This window comes from Neobacillus sp. plas4, assembly GCF_057221695.1.
Window position 1 is genome coordinate 4944997 of record NZ_CM170152.1, and the last position, 21388, is coordinate 4966384.

Sequence of the window (21388 nt, forward strand, 5' to 3'; positions counted from 1 at the left end):
AGTCCAACTATCTTAAACGACGGGTTCCATATTTGTTAATCACTTGTTGAAAACATGTATTTTTTATAGTGGTAGCGGATGGAGAAAATCAAACCAATTCCCAGCATATTCCCCATCAACGAACTTCCTCCGTAGCTGATGAACGGTAATGGAATACCGGTAATCGGAAGCACGCCTATCGTCATCCCAATATTTTGGAAAACGTGAAAAGTAATCATGCTAATGATACCGACACAAATATAGGTATAAAAGTTATTCTTCGTTTCCATACCAACCTTTGTAATATGGTAAATCAATAAGAAAAACAAGCTCACTAGTACACTTGCACCAATAAAACCAAACTCTTCACCCACGACACTAAAGATAAAATCAGTATGACTTTCTGGCAAATATACTTCTCGATTCCCATATCCCTTTCCGCCTGTTTGACCGGAACCAATGGCAAGAAGAGATCTCGTTAATTGATAGCCTGCTGAACTTTGGAAATTGTATGGGTCAAGCCATGAGTAGATACGGCTGAATTGGTACTGTCTTACACCTAAATATTTTTCAAGTATTTCTGGTTTTACAAGTACAAAATAAAAAATAACCGAAATGAGTCCTATCCCAACAGAAAAAATTGGTACCAATAGTTTCCACGATATCCCTGAAATAAAAATCATTCCTAATAGAATAGCCAAAAAGACGAGCGATGTCCCTAAGTCCTGCTTAATTATAAGCATTAAGGGAACCATCGTAATAACGCCGAGCTTAACTAACAGCCAAAAATCAGAGGAAATTGTTTTAACCAGATTTTTTTGATGATGATCGTCAATGACCTTTGCTAACGTTAAAATAATAAAGATTTTGACAAACTCAGATGGCTGAAGTTGTCCGAGACCGGGAACTCTAAACCAGTTTTTTGCTCCATTTTTGACTGGTGCTATGCTTTCAGGTGCAAAAATTAAAAATATGAGCAAGAATATACCTATTCCATAGGCATACCAAGATAATTTCTTTAGTTGGTCCGAATCAAACCTAATTACAACAGCAATAATTCCGCATCCAATCCCATAAACGACAATCTGCTTTAATAAAAAGTTACCAACATATTGACCGCTTGCTTGCGCACTGTAAATTGATACACAGCTGGCAAGAAATAATAAAAGTAAGATAAAAACAAGACTATAATCAAGTTTTGAAGTTGTATTTTTAGATGATGTCATTATTCACACTCCTTTATGAGAGGCTCTTTTCTTACACTATGTTGCTATTTATAACGAGAATTAATGATTCTGCTGTGTCATCACAGAAAACAATATAATTTAATAAGAAAAGAGATGGTAACTAAATTCAAAGGCACAAAATAACTATTTCCATGTTAAAATCGGCTTTAAGATTTTAACAACAATATCTACGAAACAGCCTATGTTTGAGCATCAATAAGGAACTTGTACATTATCTCATTATATTTTTTATCTGCCCAAAGCACAACTTCTAAACAGGGAATGGGTTAATTTACATGTATTAAAAAATGGAAGCTCCCTTGTTAGGCGCTTCCTTTTTCGAAATATTTACTTTTAATATCATCCGCCATCCACTCTAAATTATTGGGTACTTGTGGAATTCCGTAACCAATATAAAGCGGTGTTGTCACAAAGCGCGGAACAATTTTTACAATGATTCTTTTATTATAATGATGAAAGAATAGATTGTAGCTGCTTGCTTTAAACGGAAAATTATTTAGTATATAATGGACCGTTTTTTGAAGATGGACACCAAAAGTTTCATTATAACTAGAATCATCCATATCAACGTTAAACTCATAAAAACCTACCTTCGGTTTCGTCGATAATGTAAGTGTGACTCCATCTTTTTCTTCTATTGTAATACCCTTAAAGACTGCATCTTCTATATTTTCCTTATAGTTAATATCATTTAACCCAATAATCTGCATATGAGGATGAGCGATGGTCCCACCTGACAACGGACCATGATTTTTGTAAAAAATCACCGATTCATACTTTCTGGTATTATCCAAATCAAGCCAATTCCTAATAGAGAACTTTAGTAGTCTATGTAGGTGCGGAAGCTCGTAGGTAGATAAATCACCATGGCAATCATCTGTTTCAATGATAACCGTTTGATAGGCATTCTCTAAAACAGGATATTTATTTTTCAAAAGTATGATAGGTCCATCCACTTCAATGAGATCTCTCAGTTCTTCCCGTGCACAAAAAGGGCATGCTTGCTGTTTGTTTCTTATATTTTCCGGTTTTTTCACTCCGATGGATGTATTGAAATGTAGATGGCTGTTTTTCAAGTGTGCTGCTCCTCTCCAAAGTCCTTACTACTATTTTATGGGAGATTCCGCTTCTTTTGCACTTTTTTTGCCTTGGTAATATTTAAAATTTTTATTGGCTAAATGTAGTTTTACGTGCATATCTTTACTATGTACAGGCTTATGGGGCAGAAAGAGAGGTTGTTTATGTTAAGTAAATTAGAAGCACTCATATTAGGAATCATTCAGGGGTTAACCGAGTTTTTACCTATTAGCTCTACTGGTCATTTGTATTTAGGACGGAATTTATTCGGATTACAAGAAGCAGGATTATTACTTGATACAATGCTTCATATTGGAACATTGCTGGCTGTTTTTGTTTTTTATAAGGACGAGTTTGTAAAAATGATTAAAAATCCATTCAGCAAGCTTACTTTCCTATTAATTGTAGGAACCATTCCAGCTGTTGTGATCGGTCTGCTTTTTAAAGACTACTTTGAGGAAATTTCGAAGACGGGTGTTACCATTGGATGGGAGTTTTTAGTTACAGGTTTGTTCCTCTGGATTGCAGATTTAGCAAAAAATGGCTATAAAAAAATGGATGATATTAGTTATACCGATGCCCTAATTATCGGCTCGTTTCAAGCCGCTGCTATTTTTCCTGCGATTTCACGCTCAGGGTTTACGATTGTTGCTGCTTTATGGAGAAAATTAGACCGGGAAACGGCAGCCTATTTCTCATTTCTCTTATCTACACCAGCTATTGCTGGGGCGGTCGTGCTTCAATCTTTAGATTTAGCTGGAGGGGCCGGTGAAGAAATCTCTTTATCTGCTCTTCTCGTCGGAATTTGTGCCTCTGCCTTTTTCGGCTATATTGCTGTAAAGTGGATGATCGGATTTTTAAAGAAACGATCATTAAAACCATTTGCGATTTATGTATGGGTGCTAGGATTTGCGGTGTTATTCTTTCAGTTTACGGGGAAATTCTAAGTTGATTATTTTATAATGACCAAGACGGTTATAATTTGTGGATTTCGGTCAATAAAGATCTCTTATAATGACCGAGACTCCTGCTCGTTTTAATTCTCGGTCACTATAGAACTCTTATAGTGACCGAGACTACTACTCATTTTGATTTTCGGTCACTATAGACCTCCTATGGTAACCGTGACTACTTTGCCTCACGCCTGTTTAGATATTTTCTCTGCCTGCTTTTTTAACATCCCTGCTTTATCTGTGTATTCCCAAGGCAAATGAACATCCGCTCTTCCAAAGTGCCCATAGCAAGCAGTTTGTAAATAAATAGGTTTCCTAAGATTTAGCATTCGAATAATCCCTGCAGGGCGAAGGTCAAAATATTTTCTTATAAGCTGAACAATCTTTGACTCTTCTATTTTTCCAGTTCCAAACGTTTCAACAGCTATTGAAACAGGAGCAGCTACTCCAATTGAGTAACCCAATTGAATTTCACATTTATCTGCAATGCCTGCTGCAACAATATTTTTAGCTACATAACGTGCAGCATATGCCGCAGAACGGTCAACCTTAGTCGGGTCTTTCCCCGAAAAAGCACCCCCCCCGTGGCGGGAAAATCCGCCATACGTATCAACGATAATTTTACGCCCCGTTAACCCTGCATCACCCTTTGGTCCGCCAATCACAAATCTACCAGTTGGATTAATATAATATTTTGTGCTCTCATCAACCAATTCTGGTGGTACTACGTAAGAAATGACATATCGATGCAAATCTCTTTTGATTTGTGCTAGCTCAACTTCAGGGTTATGTTGTGCCGAAATAATAATGGTGTCAATTCGAACAGGCTTTGAATTTTCGTATTCCACAGTCACCTGTACTTTTCCATCCGGACGTAGATAATCAACCAAACCATACTTTCGAACTTCTGCTAAACGCCTTGCAAGCTTATGGGACAGGTAAATTGGCAATGGCATTAATTCATCCGTTTCATCGCAAGCAAAACCAAACATAAGCCCTTGGTCACCTGCGCCAATTTGGTCTATTTCATCCTCCGTCATTAAACCTTCACGGGCTTCAAGCGCTTGGTTTACTCCCATGGCTATATCAGAGGATTGCTTGTTCAGCGCTATTAAAATCTTACAAGTATCTGCATCTAGTCCAAACTCTGAGCTTGTATACCCAATATTTCGAATCGTGCTTCTTACTATACTTAAGAAATCAACAGAGGCGGTCGTGGTAATCTCCCCAGATAAAACAATCAAATCCGAACTAACTGAAGTTTCACATGCAACACGCGCATTTGGGTCTTTTTCAAAAATAGCATCTAATATAGCGTCAGAAATTTGATCACACATTTTATCTGGATGACCTTCAGTAACCGATTCTGAGGTAAAAAGGTGACTTTGCTTTTTATTCACATTATCTCATCTCCCAAATTCACATTTTCTTTTTCTAAAGATTGTCCAAATTTTTTCCACTACATATAATACAAAATCTAGATATTGAAGCTCTAAATGTTGACCTAGTGCAGGGTAATAACATTGAGGGTTACAATAGTGGACAAGCATTTGTTTTTACAGTTTACTCACTAAAAAGTTTATTCCATCATATGTTATTTTCTAAAGGGGGGTGATTAATTAGTGAAAAATAACAATTTTATGATCAATGCTTCTAACCAAATGGAGCGTTTGCCTACTCAGTTTTTTTCTACATTAGTTGGGAAAGTGAATGGTTTTATAGCTGCAGGGTATGACGTGATTAATCTTGGACAAGGTAACCCAGACCTGCCTACACCGCCTCATATTATTCAATCGTTACAAAATGCTGCACTAAACCCTATCAACCATAAGTATCCACCGTTTACAGGCAAGAGTGAATTGAAGGAAGCGATCTGTACTTGGTATCAAACAGAATATGGAGTTACATTAGATCCAGAAAAAGAAGTTGCTATATTATTTGGCACAAAATCCGGACTCGTAGAAATTTCACAAATATTACTGAATCCAGGTGACATTGCACTCGTTCCTGACCCAGGATATCCTGATTATTGGTCTGGAATTGCTATTGCGGGAGCTGAAATGGTTCAGATGCCGTTAGATTTTTCCAATGGATTTTTCCCGGATTTATCTAAAATAACATCTAGTCAGTGTAAACATGCCAAATTAATGTTCCTTAATTATCCATCAAATCCGACAGGAGCTTGCGCTACTAGTACCTTCTTTGATGAAGCTATTGTCTTTGCAGAGAAAAATAATATTGTGATAGCCCACGATTTTGCTTATGGGGCAATCGGCTTTGATGGGCACAAATCGATCAGCTATTTATCCCGTCCGGGTGCCAAGGATGTTGGCATCGAATTTTATACACTCTCAAAAACCTATAATATGGCAGGATGGCGCGTCGGATTCGCTCTTGGTAACCACGAGCTGATTCAATTAATCAATCAATTACAAGACCACTATTTTGTCAGCTTGTTTGGCGGTATTCAAGATGCAGCCATTACAGCATTAACCTCATCACAAGAATGTGTTCGTAAACTAGTTAATACCTATGAATCGCGACGAAATGCCTTATTTGAAGAACTAAAAAAGCTTGGTTGGAGTGCTCCACTTCCTAAAGGATCTTTCTTTGCCTGGCTGCCAGTTCCAAAAGGGTACACTTCAAGCGAATTTGCCGATATCTTATTAGAGAAAGCAAAGGTTGTTGTCGCACCAGGAAATGGATTTGGAAAGCATGGTGAGGGGTATGTTCGATTAGGCTTGCTTGCCGAAGAGGAACGTATTCGAGAAGCTATGCAGAGGATTTCTAAGCTATCAATCTTTTAATGTTCTCTACTATTTAATTTTAGGAGGTGAGATGTTTGTGACTATAGAAAAAGATTTTGTGATTGCTACCTATTTAGTTCATGGACATCTTAATTTTTACAAAAAGGCACAAGAAATCGCCGTAGGGCTTACTGTTGGAACGTGGACAGATCTCCCAAAGGCAAAAAAAGAACAGATGATACCACATTTAGGTAAAGTAATCGAAGTAAAAGTGCTCAAACACAATTCAGATGAAAGTCCAAAGGCATTATTAATGATCGGCTATCCAATTATTAATATAAATCCAGATATTCCCTCTATCCTAACAACCGTATTTGGAAAACTATCAATGGATGGTCAGATAAAATTAATGGATTTAAAGCTGCCCGATTCCTTACTATCGAAATTTCCAGGTCCACGCTTTGGAATAGAGGGAATAAGAAGAATGATAGGAGTTCATAACCGTCCCTTATTAATGAGCATCTTTAAACAATGTATTGGTCTTCCTCTACACGAACTAGAAAAAGAGTACCAAAACCAGGTTGATGGACAAGTTGACCTTGTAAAAGATGATGAGATTTATTTTCGTGATGATTACGCACCCGCTCTAAAGCGAATAGATGCATTTGAAAAATATAATCAACAGCAACAGGAAATTACCGGAAAAAGAGTATTATATGCAGTGAACCTAACCGGACCCGTTACTCAACTAGTTGAAAAAGCAAAACAATTCTCTAAAGCTGGAGCATCTTGTTTGTTACTAAATGTGGTTCCTTATGGATTTGATGTTCTCCATCGAATTTCAGCCGATCCTGATGTAAATGTTCCAATTATAGCCCATCCTGCGTTTACAGGTTCATTATATCCATCACCTCACTTTGGGCTATCTGCTTCTCTGCTTATTGGTAAATTAATGCGACTTTCAGGTGCTGACATTGTTCTTTTTCCTTCTCCTTACGGTTCGGTGGCGATGCCAAAAGATGCAGCTATGGAAATAGCAAATCAACTTCAATTACCAAACAGTATTCATCGTACAGCTTTTCCAACACCTTCTGCGGGAATCCATCCAGGTCTAGTTCCAACCATTATTCGGGATTTTGGTCATAACATCATAATTAATGCAGGTGGAGGAATTCATGGCCACCCCCAAGGCACAACAGCTGGAGGAATAGCCTTTAGGGACTCGATCCAAGCAGCTATTTCAGGCCAAACTTTAATGCAAGCAGCACAAAACTCGGTTGAACTTCGTTCGGCGATCGACAAATGGGGTGCTTTATAACAGTGTGCACCGTCAAAAAAATGATTATTTTTTGTGATTTTGATGGAACAATCACTGAAAATGACAACATTATTAATATTATGAAGTATTATAATCCACCTGGGTGGGAAACCATCAAGGATGATATTTTAGCTGGGAATATTAGTATTCGAAAAGGTGTAGGACGCATGTTTGGGCTATTACCTGCCTCCTGCCGAGAAGAAATCACCAATTACGCTATTAAGCAAGCAACTATTCGACCTGGTTTTGATCAGTTTATTCAATTTTGTCAGGATCATAATCTTCGCCTGTTAATTACTAGTGGAGGAATAGACTTTTTCGTCTACCCAATTTTGTCGCGCTATTCTGTTCCAAAACAAGATATATATTGTAATTCGAGTGATTTTAGCGAAAATCAGATTCAAATTCATTGGCCATATTCTTGTGATGCACTTTGCAGCATGGATTGTGGAATGTGTAAACCAAGTATTCTCCGTTCCCATTCAAGTATAGATAATATAAAAATTGTCATTGGAGATAGTATTACAGATTTGGCCGCATCCAAAATGGCTGATCTTGTAATTGCAAGGGATTTTCTTTTACAGAAATGCCAAGAGCATTCTCTTCCTTATAAAGAATTTGTGTCATTTTACGATGTAATAGAAATTTTAAAGCAGTTTAATAACGAAAGGAGGTGAAACCTATAAAAAAATGGAAAAAATTAATCTTGAAGCCATTCAAAAAGCCTTTAATACGCTGCAAACTGTGAAAGACACATTCTCGAAAAAAGGATGGTTTCCTGCTACGAGCGGGAACTTATCCATTCGAGTTAAAGGTCCCCCATTAGATAAAAATCAGTCGATTATCGCCATAACCTCTAGTGGAAAAGACAAGTCTATTCATACTCCTGAGGACTATATTTTAGTTAATATGGACGGAAACCTTGTACTTCCCAGCAATTTAAAACCTTCAGCTGAAACTTTAATTCACACCTCTATTTATCAACAAATCCCTAATTGCCAAGCGGTTTTTCATATCCATACGATTCCTAACAACCTTATTTCGGAGCTTTACGCGGATCAAGGAAAAGTTACTTTTACGAACCATGAAATTATTAAAGCATTTGATATTTGGAAAGAAGATGCTTCAATAACCATCCCAATAGTAGAAAATTATTTTTCCATTCCAAAATTAGCAGAAGAAATCAGCAAGGTAATCCAACCCGAGGTTCCAGGGGTATTAATCCGCAATCATGGCATATATGTTTGGGGCGATAGTGATTTTACAGCTAAACGTCATTTAGAAGCATTTGAATTTCTTTTTGAATACCAAATAAATATGTATTTCCTAAAAAAGTCAAAATAAATCATATAAAAGGAGAGTTTACTATGGCGAATATTCGGATTCGTAATACAAATAAAAGATTAACAAAAGAACAAGAGGTTACAAGTTTCTTAGATAAACATGGTGTCCTTTATGAGCATTGGGACATGGACAAGCTATCGAACAGGCTGCATAATCAATTTTTACTATCAAATGAGGACAAAGAAGAAATTCTAAGTACCTTTGATGACGAAATTAGATCCCTTGCAACCCGGCGCGGCTATGCTGAATGGGACGTTGTTGCATTGTCAGATGCAACTCCAAACTTGGACGAGCTATTAAAAAAGTTTGAAAACGTACATGTGCATACAGAGGATGAAGTACGTGCTATTACAGCAGGAAATGGGATTTTCACAATCAAGGGTGAACCCGGTTATTTTGATGTAGAATTGTCCCCGGGAGATGTGATTTCTGTTCCCGTTAACACACCGCATTTCTTTACTTTAATGGAAAACCGCCAAGTTGTGGCTGTTCGCTTGTTTATCGATTCATCAGGCTGGGTTGCTCACCCTTATGAAGATCCTGAGTTCAAAAGATAATTGAGATATACCGTATAAATTTTTCGAACAACATTTAGCCTCTTTCATCTGAAAGAGGCTTTTTACAAATTAGAGTTTCAATGATTAAGTGATTCATAATCAAGAAGCCAGTATAGTCCATCATGATCCGCAATGATTTTTAGGAAGTCATGCTTTCCAGATTTATCTACTGATTTCCATCTCGTATATGCAATGGAGACCAACATTGAAACAAAGGCATTTCGAAAATATTCATCCTTAAAATACTCCTCATTCCACCCTTGTATATTTGGGATAGAAACTGGAAATTCATTGATTTTTTTTAATGCATCCACTAAGAATGACTTTTCCTGTACTATTGCTCTTGTTTCCTTTATGTCAAAAGGAAAATTACTTTGAGGGCATGTTTCTAAATAAACTCTCTTAGATGCTCCCGATATCGGAAAATGGTTCAGCCAATCACTTATCTTATGATAACGTTCTGATTCCCATCTTTGATTTATCTTATTTACATTATTTCTTTCAACATCGACATCACGTATAGTATACTCAGGTTTTATCGGAGAACTTAAACAAGCACCTATTGTAAAAATGAGATACTCCTTTAAAAAAGTACTATCTGCATTTTTATATCTATTTTTTGACAAAAAACTAATATTATTATACAAAAATTCAAAGGCGTCTTCGTTATCATTCGTTTTCAATTTCCAATTTGTTTTATCTTTATACAGGAGTACCGCACAATCTGTTTCATTGTGATAACTAGATCCAATGTTAACTCCAATAAACAAAGACCTTTCTTGGATTTCAGTAAAATCTAAAGGTGCTATGTCTTTATTACTTTGTTTCCAGCCTCCCCAAGGGGCACCCTACTCATTTGTTAATTTCAATTTAATTCACCTTCTAACTCTGAAAATCACCTTATCCATAAAGCAGCTTTAAATTTTAAACAAAATAAGAAAGGAACTGCTCCTTAAGACCACTGTAGGGTCTTTTTGGTTCAGCCCCCTATTCCTCTTAATTAAGACCAACTATTAATCTCCTCTTGATATAACTCATGTAATCTTAAATTATCTTTAGTATTCACAATTGCACTACCCTGAAAGGACTTGAGATTAGACGAAATTTCAAACAAAGGTTCCATATTTTGAATCGCTTGGTGAGGGACAGATATTTGCGGAATCTTCTTAGTGAATTTTCGATGTGATGCTAAATGAAATCCCCATAAACCAAAGGAAGGAACGATAATATTATATGGTTTCGTAAAAAGACCGGCTTCCTCAAAGGTTTTCGCTATACTCCAAAATGCTTTTGGAGCATCTTCCGGTGAATTGGATTGACAAACTAAAACACCATCATCTGTTAAATGGCTAGCAATTTGACTGAATAATTCCTTTGTATACAAAGCACTAATAATCGGGTCAGTAGGGTCAGGAAAGTCAATAATAATGACATTATATGGTTTTAGATTACCTGTAATATATTTCTTGGCATCCATAGTATGGGCATGTACCCTGGCGTCAAAAAAAGATTGATTGTTTTGTTCTAGCAGCACTGGTTCAGTTTTAGAAAGTTGAAGCATGACTGGGTCAATATCAACTAGATCAACATGCTCTACGCCTGAATACTTAAGCACTTCTCGTAATGCAAGTCCATCCCCGCCGCCCAAAATGAGAACACGTTCATGAGAAGCAGCCATCTCCATTACTGGATAGATTAGAGCTTCATGATAATACCTTTCATCTAAGGAACAAAATTGTAACTCTTGGTTTAAATATAGACGTACATCATTGGCTTTAACTAATAATATATCTTGAAATGGACTAGAACCATGGTAAAGTATATCGTGTTTTCCTAAGGCTAGTTCCTTTAACTGCATCAAGTCCCAAACGTTTCCTTGGTCGTCTCGCAGTTGAAATAACTCGCTTGAGTTACTAAAATCGACATTCACAGTGTCAGATGTAAGATTTAGTATTTTCCTTACAGGTGATTGATTTACTTCCTCACCGCGGTTCACCTCAAACACTTCAACACGTTTCGCTTTTATTTTTTGAAGAATATCTTTAAATGCTGGCCAGATATCCTGCTCACCGCATGTATACAAATCTAAGGCAGCATATCCCTTTTCCGGCCATGTATGAATGGAAAAATGAGAAGTTGAAATACCAATAACTCCGGTTACTCCTTGAGGGGAAAAAGAATGGAAATTTACTGATAATATCTCCATACCTATATCATCAATTGCCTTAATGAGCACCTCTTTTAATTGTTCAGCATCATTTAGAATATCATGCTGACAATTAAACGCATCGACAATAAGGTGTTGCCCTTTAGAATCCATTGAAACACTTCCTTTTTTTGTCCATGAAAAAACTATGGTAATCGAAGGATAGACCTCCTATTCCCACTGCTTATTCACTTTGTTAAACACTATATGTTCAATAATTCTAAAGGCTTGTGCTTATTTCTTAAATTTATCAAATTGAATATCCTCATAAAAAATGCGACTCGATGTCAGAGTCGCATTTTTTTATTCTATTAAACGGTAACTGTTTCTTTTGCCATTTCTCTTGCTGCTTCGATCACTTGTTCTTTTGCTTTTGCCATAATTTCAGGTACTTGCTTTGGAAAGTGATCCATACCTTCTGCAAACACAGTTGGCATGACTTCCATTCCCAAGAAACCTAGTACCTTTGTTAAGAAGCGATCGCCGAATTCAAAATCAACCATTGGTCCAGTTGAGTAAATACCGCCTCGTGTCTGGATATGAAGCGCCTTGCGGTTGGTGAGGAGCCCTTTTGCTCCTTCATGCGTATTAGTAAACGTTTTGTTCACAATAAACAAATTATCAAGAAAAGCTTTTAAAATGGCTGGCGAGCCGAAGTTCCAAATAGGTGTAACAAATACATAATAATCTGCAGCAATAAATCGGTCAGCAAGTGCGTGCATCGCTGTGATTTGTTTTTGTTCTCCCTCTGACAACTCTTCAAATGTCTTGCCCATAAAGGATAATTTCGCCCGTGCATATAACAAATCCATATCAATTTGAGGGATATCCATATCATATAAATGCATATGTTCAATTTCTACTTCTGGACGTTGTTTTTTAAACTCTTCTAAAAAAGCCTCACCCAGCTGCATCCCCTTCGAAAGCTTTATATCATTTTTCGGATTAACGGTAATATATAGAAGTTTTGACATCTGATCCCCATCCTTTATTTAAATATCATCTATCCATATAGTACAACAAACTTCCTTGTTCACCGATGAACAATCAGTGAAGTTTATGAAGAAAGTGTGAATTTTTCCGAATAGCGTGAACGAAAAGTGACAATTCCAAATGAAACTTAACGAAACTCAACAAAACTTAACAAAAATCACAGTTATTATTGTATATTTATTTTATATTAATACTGCTAAAAGGAAGGAGGCATTACGAATGGAAGGAAAAGCATATACACCAGATGAAGTAGCTCAACTGTTCCAAATCTCCAAACATACCGTCTATGAGTTGATTAAGCGAGGTGAATTACAAGCATTTAAAGTCGGCAATAAAATGAGAATCGAACATGAAGAGATTGAAAGATATAAGGAAAATACAAAAGCACCTGCGAAAAAAATCCAAGTAGAACAGCATGAGGTACATAATTCCTTACCTGTTCGTATATCCGGCAGCCACGATTTTCTTGTAGAACACTTTGTAAAACAAACAGCCAAAGAATTACATCTGCAAATCCAGCCAACGTACATAGGAAGCCTTGAGGGGTTAATGATGCTTTATCGCGGCCAATCCGATATAGCAGCCATCCATTTATTAGACCCTGCATCACAAGAATACAATCTGCCATTTATCAATCAGCTTTTTGTTTACGAATCCATTTGTGTTGTTCGTTTTGCCTCTAGAGAACAAGGCTTTATCATAGCAAAAGGAAATCCAAAAGCTATAGCTGACTTTAAGGACCTCACCAGAAAAGATGTTCAGTTTGTTAATCGACAAAAAGGCGCTGGGACAAGATTTCTTTTAGACTCCATGCTCGCCAAACAAGAGATTGATCCTGCTGCTATTAATGGCTACGGAAATGAAGAATGGACCCATTTATCAACTGCTTCTTACATAAGTAGAGGAATGGCGGATGTTGCCTTCGGAATTCAATCCGCTGCTAGTCATTTAGGTCTCGATTTTATTCCTGTGGCAAAGGAACAATTTGACCTTGTATTTCGATTTACAAAGGATAACAAAGAAAGTCTAGTTCAATTGATTCAATACCTTCAATCTGACAGTTTTAAAAACAATTTAACCGATTTAGAAGGCTATGAAATTCAGGAATTAGGAAAAGTAATCTACAAAACTAGTAGTATGGAGGAAATTTCATGTTAAGGAATCGTTTTTTTGCTACACTATTTGTATTCATGCTCCTTATTTTATCTGCTTGTGGAAACAATGCCACTGAGCAAGATGGTGCAAAAGAGAAAAAGACAGAACCGAAGGCCGAACCAACTGAACTTATCCTTGCTACAACAACCAGCACTCAGGACAGCGGCTTATTAGATGAATTACTGCCAATCTTTGAAGAAGAAAACAATGTGAAAGTAAAAACGATTGCAGTTGGTACCGGACAAGCATTAGAAATGGGTACAAAAGGTGAAGCAGATGTCCTATTAGTCCATGCTCCAAAGTCAGAGGAAGAACTTGTTTCCAGCGGTGACGCTGTTAATCGGAAACGCGTCATGTATAACGATTTTATTTTAGTCGGACCTAAAGATAATCCAGCAGATGTAAGCGGTGACGACGTTAAAGCAGCGTTTCAAAAAATTACTGAGGTAAAATCAAACTTTGTTACGCGCGGCGATGACTCTGGTACACATAAAAAAGAACTTGGTATCTGGACAACTGCTAATATCCAGCCAACAGGCGACACATACATCTCAACAGGTCAAGGAATGGGTGCTTCTTTACAAATTGCCAATGAAAAAAATGGCTATATTTTAACGGACCGTGCTACATGGCTCGCACAAGAGAAAAACCTAACCAACCTAACAATTGTTGTTGAGGGCGGCAAAGATCTAATCAATATTTACCATGTCATGCAGGTTAATCCAGAGAAGCACGATATGGTTAACAGCAAGGATGCAGAAAAATTTGTTGAGTTCATGGTTAACCCGGAAACACAAGACGTAATTGAAAGCTTCGGTAAAGAAGAATTCGGACAGTCTTTATTTATTAAATATACTGAATAGCACCATGTAAAAGTGAAAGGGAGCAAGCGGGATGGAACTTATTATGGATGGGTTGAAGAAAGCGATACAAATGATCCTTACCGGTGATAGAGAGATTTTTGAGATAACCTGGTTAACTCTAAGAGTCTGCTTTATGGCTATCCTTATCAGTTCCCTAATAGGCTTGCCGCTCGGTATGTTTCTTGGCCTTAATCGCTTTAAAGGGCGTAAAGTTATTTTAACACTCATTAATATTGGCATGGGCTTACCTCCAGTTGTTGCGGGATTATGGATTACCATGTTGTTATGGCGGTCCGGTCCACTGGGGCATTTACAATTGCTTTATTCCCCGACGGCAATTGTTATGGCACAAGTCTTGGTTTCTTTACCGATCGTTACAGGTTTAACCAGTTCAGCCTTTCAACAAATCAATGATAAAATGCTTTTACAAATTAAAGCGCTTGGAGCTACCAAGATACAAACCATTATGATTCTCTTAAAACAAACAAAAATTGCCATAGTAGCTGCCATTATGGCTGGCTTTGGGCGGGTTATTGCGGAGGTTGGTGCCGCGCAGATGGTAGGCGGTAATATTCAAGGTGATACGAGAATCTTAACCACCACCATCGTAATGGAAGTATCAAAGGGTAACTTTGATGTAGCTCTTGCTATTTCTTTCATTCTATTAACGGTTGCGTTACTTATCACGGCGGCGTTGACGATGTTACAGCAAAGGAAGCGATTATCATGAACCCATTGATTGAGCTTAAAAACATTACGTATCTGGCCCATAACAAAAGCATTTTGACCATTCCTAATTTCCAGATTCAACACGGTGAATTTATGGGAATCATGGGTCCCAATGGTGCTGGAAAAAGTACTTTGCTAAAAGTAATAGCCTTGCTGGACACTGTTAGCAGTGGTGAAATTCTCTACCGCGGTCAAGTCATTCCAAATGGAACTCCCTCACTTGAACTACGGAGGAAATTCTCAGTTGCCCTGCAGCAATCACTGCTTTTAGAAGGAACGGTATTTCAAAATATTGCAATTGGCTTAAAGCTCAGAAAAGTACCAAAGTCTATCATCAAAGAAAAGGTAAATCTATGGATGGAGCAATTTCAAATCACCCACTTGGCAAAGAAAAACGCACATTTTCTATCTGGCGGTGAAGCACAGCGTGTAAATCTTGCACGAGCGATGATTGTTGAGCCAGAGATCCTTTTCCTTGACGAACCCTTTTCTGCTTTAGATTTTCCTACGAAAATTAAATTAATGGATGATTTTAAGGGAATTATTGAACGTTCGGGAACCACAACCGCCTTTGTGAGTCATGACCTGATGGAAATCAATTATTTAACAAATTCTCTTGCCATCATTGTAAATGGAGAAGTTAAGCAGCATGGACCTACCCAGAGGGTCCTGGAACACCCCAATTCCGCTACTTCTCCATTTCTAAATGAATGGAAGAAATTCTATCCCTTACGTTCTAGTAATGAAAAGCCGCTATCACTGATGAGATAGCGGCTTTCCTTAATAATCTTCTTCCGGAAACCATAAAATGATGGTTGTCCCCTTATTTATTCTACTTTTTACTTTGATGATACCATTGTGTGCTCCCATTAATGCCTTCACAATGGAAAGCCCTATTCCAGCACCGCCTGTTTTTCGATCACGTGATTTATCCCCGCGGTAAAAGCGCTCGAAAATATGTGGAATATCATCTTCAGCCATACCTGAGCCTTCATCCTCGACTTTAAAACCAACAAACCCTTCTTTTTCGGTTAATACGGAGATGGTAACATTCCTTCCTTCAGGCGTATACTTTAGAGCATTGTTTAAAATATTTGATAGTATCTGCATTAAGCGGTCCTTATCAGCTGGAAAGATGAGTTCCTGATTAGGCTCTTCTATATGAAGCTGTACCCCCTTTTGCTTAAACAAGGGTAAAAACATTTCCCATAAGGCAGCAAGTACGCTTCCAGCTTCTATCTCTACTTTTTCCAATCGAATTTGTGGATTTTCGGCTGCGAGCAGCTTTTCAAGTTCATTCACTAGCCTTACTAATCGCATAAGCTCCTCATGACTGGATTGTAAGCGTGCTGGAGTGGGCTCCCAAATCCCATCTTGGTAAGCCTCTATTTGACTTCTTAACGTGGAGAGTGGTGTACGAAGTTCATGGGCTAAATCACCAGTAAATTGTTTTCTTAACATTTCGCCCTTTGCCAATGATTCTGCTAAATTATTAAAGGATATTGCAAGCTGTTTCACCTCGGTAGGTAATCCCTTTAATGGGATTCGGATGGATAGATTATGCTGCTGCAGTTCAGTTGCTGCAAAGGAAACCTTATTTAAACCAGATGTTAGTTTTTTCGAAAATAACATACTAAATAGAATCGATAATAAAATCGTTAAGCACACTGCTGCATAAATGTATAATTGAATCGTTTTTAAAAAATTGTATTCATCATCAATTAAGCCAACCGGGTAAATCGCAATAAGCTTGCCAATGATTTGATTATCTACTCGAAGTGTATAGGAAGCGGAATGCCACTTTTCCCCGTTCGGTTCAGGCTCAGCCAGACCTAAACTATTCAGCATCCCTCGGATATTGGATGAATCCATTTGCAGCTGTCCCACACGATCATATAATTGAAAATAGAGCTGATCCGTCATGGCGTGTTCATGAAGTAGTCCAAAAACAGGATCACTTGTAAAATGGCCATTTTTTTTAAAGTCTTTTTCTATTTCTGTAATAATTCTACTAATCTGCTTATCTCGGTTTCGGTCTAAATAATTCTTAAAGCTTTCTTCAAATCCCCATTGCATAAAAAAACTGACAAAGAGAATTCCGATCATCGAGCTGAGTAATAAATAAAAAAGGATTTTAGACCGGAGTGTTTGAAGCATCTAACACCCCTCCAAATTTATAACCCATTCCAAACACAGTCAGGACAAACGTTGGCTGCCTAGAATCCAGCTCAATTTTTTTGCGAAGGTTTTTAATATGCGTATCAACACTGCGCTCATATCCTTCATAGTACATACCTTCATCCTGAATTTTTTCTAGCAGGTCCATACGGCTGTATACGCGTCCCGGATTCAGTGCCATATTCGTAAGCAGCTTATATTCAATCGGAGTCAGAATAACATCCTTACCTTTAACCGTTACTTCTTTTTTGCTGAGGTCGATCGCTAATTGTTTGTGATTAAATTCAATTCGTTCTATTTTTTCTGCCTTCTTTACTCGCCTAAGGATTGCTTGTACGCGCACTACTACTTCCCGAGGACTAAATGGCTTTGTTAGATAGTCATCAGCTCCCATGACGATACCATTTATGCGGTCATCTTCTGCCGACTTAGCTGTCAGCATCAAAATGGGTACATCTGATTCTTTTCTAACTAAGCGGCAAACTTCTTCACCTGAAATATCCGGAAGCATTAAATCTAGTATAATTAAATCGGGATTTATGGTTTTTGCTTTTTTTAATGCGTCGATTCCATTATCGGCACAATGAATTTCATATCCTTCTCTCTCGAGGTAGGCTTCAAGAACTTCTGTAATTCTTTTTTCATCATCAACAAGCAGTATTTTCACCGTTCTCACTCCCCTTAGCTATAATATATCATGTCGGGGATTGCCTTTTTTCATCTTCACAAATTCATCACAAGTTCTTCATAACATCTACAATATTTCCCGATAAGATGAACTTGTAGCAATGAAAGAGGTTTTTAACTCTTTAGGTTATGGATGACATTAACCACTTGCTCTCCCAATTTTAATCTCTCTTTTTTTACATACGGATATCCCAACGTGGGGGTATCCTTATTTTTTTGAGAAAAAACAAATTTATTGTCTTATAGAAAAATATATTGAGTTAAAAACTTGGATTTAGTTTTTTGTTTCATCATTAGTGCCGGCAGCTTCGGACACCTACAAATAAATTGGCACTTGCCTTGTCCGAAGTCCTCCCATTTTCGGACATTTATAATTTCATAAACGATAAAAAAATCCTTATCAAATTGATAAGGATTTCCAGGTATTATTCTTCTGTTTTTTTGATGGTGGATGTTAGTTCCTCTATACTGCTTTTAACATTTCCTTTTCCAGAGTAATTCTCAATTAATTCTTTGACATCGATTCCGCTGGAGGCCTTTAATGACTCTTGTAAAGTGGCCATTAGATTGGTGGCGTAGCCGGTAATTTTATTGGCACCGCCATTTTCACCGGAACCGCCTGTATCTACTACTGTGATTTTATCAATATTGGAAAGCGGGCTTGCCACTTGCTTCGCATATTCAGGAAGCATTTTGATAATCATATCTAAGATAGCTGCTTGACCGAATTGCTCGAATGCTTCTGCAATCTTTTCTTTCGCTTCTGCTTCCGCCAAACCTTTTAGGCGGATGATTTCTGCCTCCGCGGTACCTTGTGCCTTTTGGGCTTCGGCTTTGGATAAACCATCTAGACGAACTCGTTCTGCCTCCGCTTTTGCCATTGCTTCAATACGGTACTTATTCGCTTCAGCTTCAGCGATTTGTTTTGCCTTATTCGCTGCTGCAGCCTGCTCCACTGAGTATCGATCCGCATCCGCTTTTTTCTTGACTTCAGAATCGTATTGACGTTCTCGGCGCAGAATTTCTTTTTCTTCAAGTTCAATCTGCTTTTGTCTTTCGATAATTTTAACTTGCATTTCCTGCTCTGTTACTTCCTGCTTCGATCTTGCGCTTTCCAATTCGTATGCCATGTCAGCCCGTGCTTTAGCACTATCTTGTTCACGACGGAACTCGGCAACTTTTAGCTGATTAATTTTCTCCGCCTCTGCGATTTCTGTTGCTCGTTCTAACTCAGAACGCTTGGCTTCTTTCGCTGCTTCGGCTTTTTTAATTCTTGTTTCTTTATCTGCTTCTGCTGTAGCGATATCCGCATCCCTTTTCACTTGAGCAATACGCGGTTTACCGAGGGAATCTAGGTATCCGTTTTTATCACGAACATCCCTAATCGTAAACGAAACAATCACTAAGCCCATTTTGGCGAGGTCCTGCGAAGCGACTCGTTGAACTTCTTGTGAGAATTTATCACGGTTTTTATAGATTTCCTCTACCGTCATCGAACCGAGGATGGAACGTAAGTGACCTTCGAGGACTTCTTTGGCTTCATTTTCACGGTCATCCTTTGCTTTACCAAGAAATTGTTCAGCAGCTGTGGCAATTTCACTGATCGAACCACCGATTTTGATGATCGCCACACCATCTGCCATAACCGGTACACCTTGCTCGGTATACACTTCTGGTGTAGTTACCTCAAGTTTACTAGAAAGCAAGCTTAGGGGTTTGGCTTGTTGAAACACTGGTAATATGAAACTACCGCCGCCGCGGATAATCTTAATTTTATTCCCTGATTCATCAACATGAACATTTCCATTTCCCAAGAAACTCCCTGTCACAATCAGCGCCTCATCCGGCCCTGCTGTCCGATACTTCGTGATAAAAACACCAACTAAAGCAATTAAGATAAATGCAACAATCCCTATAACAATCCAAAAACCTAACTCCATGAAACCAACCTCCCTATAGTAAATATGTCTCTACTTCTTGATGGGATGATACTAAAAGGACCCCATCTTTTATATCAACCACAAGCACCTTCGTACCATTTTCAATGGGAACACGGTCAAAGCTTGTTGCTGGTTTTGCAATCCTACCGCTAATGCTTTCGATCATTACCTCACCATATCCATCTGACGGGATAGCAGTAATTACTGCACCAATTCTGCCCCGTAAATCAGATTCTTTATAGACTAAAGACTCTTCGGCATTCGACAATGGAATGAGTACAAATACATTTAAAAAAGTAACAAGGATAATAGCGAGTAAAGCTGAAATTCCAATTATTAGTAAATAGTGAATTGAGGTGATTTTTTCAAATAAATACCCGCTTGCAGAAAAAATCGTAACAAACGCTAAGATGATGACCGGATTCAAATAGTCGGGTCCGTCGAAATGAGCAACATCTGCAAAAAACACATACAAAATGGTCAAAATACCTGCACCAATTAATCCATACAAATAGATTGTTTCTAATGGCAGATTGAATACTTCCATTGGCACCACTCCCTTCGATATGTTTGTACCTTTAATACGGTTGAATTATGGAAAAGATTCACAATTTATAATTAAATTTTACCTAAATAATAAAAATAGTGCTATGACTTTTGCCATAGCACTTACTGAATCATATTTAAAAATTTCCGAGTCCGCTCTTCCTTCGGATTCGTAAAGATATTATCTGGTTTGCTTCTTTCGACCACTACCCCTTGATCCATGAAAATAACCTCATCAGCGGCCTCTCTCGCGAACCGCATCTCGTGGGTTACGACAATCATGGTCATTCCCTCATTTGCAAGGTCCTTCATCACTTTTAACACCTCACCCACAAGTTCGGGGTCAAGCGCTGATGTCGGTTCATCAAAAAGCATAACCTTCGGTTCCATTGCCAATGCCCTTGCGATTCCAACCCTTTGCTGCTGTCCGCCTGAGAGCTGTGCAGGATAATAATCCTTCTTATCGCCAAGACCCACCTTTTCAAGCAATCCCTCTGCCTTTTTTCGAGCTGTATCTTTATGCTCATTCTTAACCACCAGTGGACCCTCCATGACATTTTCGATGGCCGTTTTATGTGGGAATAAATTATAGCTTTGAAACACCATGCCAGTTAATCGACGAAAAGCCGCTATGTTCTTTTTTTGCACAGTCTGCGAAAAATCAAGGGACTGGTCCTCAATCGAAATCACCCCTTTTGTTGGTGTTTCCAATACATTCATGCAGCGCAGCATGGTTGTTTTTCCTGAACCAGACGGACCAATGACAACGACAACCTTCCCCTTCTCTACCTCAAGGTCAATTCCTTTTAATACTTCTAACTTCCCGAATTGTTTATATAATCCTTTAATGGCGATCATCGCATAACCCC

Annotated in this window: 21 protein-coding genes; 10 read left to right on the forward strand and 11 right to left on the reverse strand. The window is 38.1% G+C overall.

What is annotated here, in order from left to right; translation table 11 throughout:
- Positions 1-35: 35 nt before the first annotated feature.
- Together AC2TFD_RS25070 and AC2TFD_RS25075 are read right to left on the reverse strand one after the other, a co-directional pair.
- Positions 36-1205 (reverse strand): FtsW/RodA/SpoVE family cell cycle protein, encoded by a 1170-nt coding sequence (locus AC2TFD_RS25070; protein ID WP_335512206.1) that lies wholly within the window; start codon positions 1203-1205, stop codon positions 36-38.
- 323 nt (positions 1206-1528) lie between these two features.
- A complete protein-coding gene (locus AC2TFD_RS25075; RefSeq protein WP_335512208.1) occupies positions 1529-2302 on the reverse strand; it encodes a DUF4931 domain-containing protein in 774 nt (257 codons plus the stop codon).
- Between the two features lie 165 nt (positions 2303-2467).
- On the opposite strand from AC2TFD_RS25075, the gene AC2TFD_RS25080 reads away from it, so the two are divergent.
- Positions 2468-3250: an undecaprenyl-diphosphate phosphatase gene (locus tag AC2TFD_RS25080; RefSeq protein ID WP_484674150.1), complete on the forward strand. Its 783-nt coding sequence runs from the start codon at positions 2468-2470 to the stop codon at positions 3248-3250.
- Positions 3251-3441: 191 nt separating this feature from the next.
- Here AC2TFD_RS25080 and metK read toward each other — a convergent pair whose 3' ends face one another.
- On the reverse strand, positions 3442-4656 hold the full coding sequence (metK, locus tag AC2TFD_RS25085; RefSeq protein WP_335568552.1) for a methionine adenosyltransferase: 1215 nt from the start codon (positions 4654-4656) through the stop codon (positions 3442-3444).
- Between the two features lie 240 nt (positions 4657-4896).
- On the opposite strand from metK, the gene AC2TFD_RS25090 reads away from it, so the two are divergent.
- The 5 genes from AC2TFD_RS25090 to AC2TFD_RS25110 are packed head-to-tail and all read left to right on the forward strand — an operon-like array spanning position 4897 to position 9222.
- On the forward strand, positions 4897-6063 hold the full coding sequence (locus AC2TFD_RS25090; RefSeq protein ID WP_335568609.1) for a pyridoxal phosphate-dependent aminotransferase: 1167 nt from the start codon (positions 4897-4899) through the stop codon (positions 6061-6063).
- A gap of 43 nt (positions 6064-6106) precedes the next feature.
- Positions 6107-7321 (forward strand): 2,3-diketo-5-methylthiopentyl-1-phosphate enolase, encoded by a 1215-nt coding sequence (locus AC2TFD_RS25095; RefSeq protein ID WP_335568608.1) that lies wholly within the window; start codon positions 6107-6109, stop codon positions 7319-7321.
- A 20-nt stretch (positions 7322-7341) separates the two neighbouring features.
- Positions 7342-7998 (forward strand): 2-hydroxy-3-keto-5-methylthiopentenyl-1-phosphate phosphatase, encoded by a 657-nt coding sequence (locus AC2TFD_RS25100; protein WP_420489193.1) that lies wholly within the window; start codon positions 7342-7344, stop codon positions 7996-7998.
- Between the two features lie 13 nt (positions 7999-8011).
- Complete coding sequence (locus AC2TFD_RS25105) at positions 8012-8665, forward strand: methylthioribulose 1-phosphate dehydratase (RefSeq protein WP_335568550.1); 654 nt, start codon at positions 8012-8014, stop codon at positions 8663-8665.
- A 23-nt stretch (positions 8666-8688) separates the two neighbouring features.
- Positions 8689-9222, forward strand: a complete 534-nt coding sequence (locus AC2TFD_RS25110) for a 1,2-dihydroxy-3-keto-5-methylthiopentene dioxygenase (RefSeq protein WP_335512222.1) — start codon at positions 8689-8691, stop codon at positions 9220-9222.
- Positions 9223-9299: 77 nt separating this feature from the next.
- On the opposite strand, the gene AC2TFD_RS25115 is transcribed toward AC2TFD_RS25110, so the two are convergent.
- The 3 genes from AC2TFD_RS25115 to AC2TFD_RS25125 all read right to left on the reverse strand — a co-directional run bounded on the left by AC2TFD_RS25115 (position 9300) and on the right by AC2TFD_RS25125 (position 12402).
- Positions 9300-9992: a hypothetical protein gene (locus tag AC2TFD_RS25115; RefSeq protein ID WP_484674151.1), complete on the reverse strand. Its 693-nt coding sequence runs from the start codon at positions 9990-9992 to the stop codon at positions 9300-9302.
- Between the two features lie 230 nt (positions 9993-10222).
- Positions 10223-11542 (reverse strand): adenosylmethionine decarboxylase, encoded by a 1320-nt coding sequence (speD, locus tag AC2TFD_RS25120; protein ID WP_335512226.1) that lies wholly within the window; start codon positions 11540-11542, stop codon positions 10223-10225.
- Positions 11543-11739: 197 nt separating this feature from the next.
- The gene (locus AC2TFD_RS25125; protein ID WP_335512228.1) at positions 11740-12402 is read right to left on the reverse strand and encodes an FMN-dependent NADH-azoreductase; all 663 of its coding nucleotides are present in this window, start codon (positions 12400-12402) and stop codon (positions 11740-11742) included.
- Between the two features lie 238 nt (positions 12403-12640).
- Between AC2TFD_RS25125 and AC2TFD_RS25130 the strand changes: the two genes are divergently transcribed.
- From AC2TFD_RS25130 to AC2TFD_RS25145, 4 genes are read left to right on the forward strand one after another with little or no spacing between them, the layout of a single operon-like run.
- On the forward strand, positions 12641-13579 hold the full coding sequence (locus AC2TFD_RS25130) for a substrate-binding domain-containing protein (protein ID WP_335512230.1): 939 nt from the start codon (positions 12641-12643) through the stop codon (positions 13577-13579).
- The gene (locus AC2TFD_RS25135; protein ID WP_484674152.1) at positions 13573-14439 is read left to right on the forward strand and encodes an ABC transporter substrate-binding protein; all 867 of its coding nucleotides are present in this window, start codon (positions 13573-13575) and stop codon (positions 14437-14439) included. Before AC2TFD_RS25130 ends, AC2TFD_RS25135 begins: the two co-directional genes overlap by 7 nt.
- Positions 14440-14470: 31 nt before the next feature.
- Entirely contained in the window at positions 14471-15169 is a 699-nt protein-coding gene (locus AC2TFD_RS25140; protein WP_335512234.1) for an ABC transporter permease, read from the forward strand.
- Positions 15166-15939 (forward strand): ABC transporter ATP-binding protein, encoded by a 774-nt coding sequence (locus tag AC2TFD_RS25145; RefSeq protein ID WP_335512237.1) that lies wholly within the window; start codon positions 15166-15168, stop codon positions 15937-15939. The genes AC2TFD_RS25140 and AC2TFD_RS25145 overlap by 4 nt, the downstream gene beginning before the upstream one ends.
- A 9-nt stretch (positions 15940-15948) precedes the next feature.
- On the opposite strand, the gene AC2TFD_RS25150 is transcribed toward AC2TFD_RS25145, so the two are convergent.
- The 5 genes from AC2TFD_RS25150 to AC2TFD_RS25170 form a co-directional block, all read right to left on the reverse strand.
- On the reverse strand, positions 15949-17325 hold the full coding sequence (locus AC2TFD_RS25150) for a HAMP domain-containing sensor histidine kinase (RefSeq protein ID WP_335512239.1): 1377 nt from the start codon (positions 17323-17325) through the stop codon (positions 15949-15951).
- Complete coding sequence (locus AC2TFD_RS25155; protein ID WP_335512241.1) at positions 17303-18013, reverse strand: response regulator transcription factor; 711 nt, start codon at positions 18011-18013, stop codon at positions 17303-17305. The genes AC2TFD_RS25150 and AC2TFD_RS25155 overlap by 23 nt, the downstream gene beginning before the upstream one ends.
- A 445-nt stretch (positions 18014-18458) precedes the next feature.
- Positions 18459-19973, reverse strand: coding sequence for a flotillin lipid rafts scaffold protein FloT (gene floT / locus AC2TFD_RS25160; protein ID WP_484674153.1), 1515 nt, complete (start codon positions 19971-19973; stop codon positions 18459-18461).
- 13 nt (positions 19974-19986) lie between these two features.
- Positions 19987-20520, reverse strand: a complete 534-nt coding sequence (locus AC2TFD_RS25165) for an NfeD family protein (RefSeq protein WP_335512243.1) — start codon at positions 20518-20520, stop codon at positions 19987-19989.
- Positions 20521-20642: 122 nt separating this feature from the next.
- Entirely contained in the window at positions 20643-21377 is a 735-nt protein-coding gene (locus AC2TFD_RS25170) for an amino acid ABC transporter ATP-binding protein (protein ID WP_335512244.1), read from the reverse strand.
- Positions 21378-21388: the final 11 nt, after the last annotated feature.

What these genes read in the sequence shown, in the direction of transcription:
- AC2TFD_RS25140 (WP_335512234.1), top strand. Translation starts at nt 14,471, where the DNA reads ATGGAACTTATTATGGATGGGTTGAAGAAAGCGATACAAATGATCCTT.
- AC2TFD_RS25135 (WP_484674152.1), top strand. Translation starts at nt 13,573, where the DNA reads ATGTTAAGGAATCGTTTTTTTGCTACACTATTTGTATTCATGCTCCTT.
- AC2TFD_RS25150 (WP_335512239.1), bottom strand. Translation starts at nt 17,325, where the DNA reads ATGCTTCAAACACTCCGGTCTAAAATCCTTTTTTATTTATTACTCAGC.
- AC2TFD_RS25165 (WP_335512243.1), bottom strand. Translation starts at nt 20,520, where the DNA reads ATGGAAGTATTCAATCTGCCATTAGAAACAATCTATTTGTATGGATTA.
- AC2TFD_RS25130 (WP_335512230.1), top strand. Translation starts at nt 12,641, where the DNA reads ATGGAAGGAAAAGCATATACACCAGATGAAGTAGCTCAACTGTTCCAA.
- AC2TFD_RS25145 (WP_335512237.1), top strand. Translation starts at nt 15,166, where the DNA reads ATGAACCCATTGATTGAGCTTAAAAACATTACGTATCTGGCCCATAAC.
- floT (WP_484674153.1), bottom strand. Translation starts at nt 19,973, where the DNA reads ATGGAGTTAGGTTTTTGGATTGTTATAGGGATTGTTGCATTTATCTTA.
- AC2TFD_RS25110 (WP_335512222.1), top strand. Translation starts at nt 8,689, where the DNA reads ATGGCGAATATTCGGATTCGTAATACAAATAAAAGATTAACAAAAGAA.
- AC2TFD_RS25080 (WP_484674150.1), top strand. Translation starts at nt 2,468, where the DNA reads ATGTTAAGTAAATTAGAAGCACTCATATTAGGAATCATTCAGGGGTTA.
- AC2TFD_RS25170 (WP_335512244.1), bottom strand. Translation starts at nt 21,377, where the DNA reads ATGATCGCCATTAAAGGATTATATAAACAATTCGGGAAGTTAGAAGTA.
- AC2TFD_RS25105 (WP_335568550.1), top strand. Translation starts at nt 8,012, where the DNA reads ATGGAAAAAATTAATCTTGAAGCCATTCAAAAAGCCTTTAATACGCTG.
- AC2TFD_RS25100 (WP_420489193.1), top strand. Translation starts at nt 7,342, where the DNA reads ATGATTATTTTTTGTGATTTTGATGGAACAATCACTGAAAATGACAAC.
- speD (WP_335512226.1), bottom strand. Translation starts at nt 11,542, where the DNA reads ATGGATTCTAAAGGGCAACACCTTATTGTCGATGCGTTTAATTGTCAG.
- AC2TFD_RS25090 (WP_335568609.1), top strand. Translation starts at nt 4,897, where the DNA reads ATGATCAATGCTTCTAACCAAATGGAGCGTTTGCCTACTCAGTTTTTT.
- AC2TFD_RS25125 (WP_335512228.1), bottom strand. Translation starts at nt 12,402, where the DNA reads ATGTCAAAACTTCTATATATTACCGTTAATCCGAAAAATGATATAAAG.
- AC2TFD_RS25070 (WP_335512206.1), bottom strand. Translation starts at nt 1,205, where the DNA reads ATGACATCATCTAAAAATACAACTTCAAAACTTGATTATAGTCTTGTT.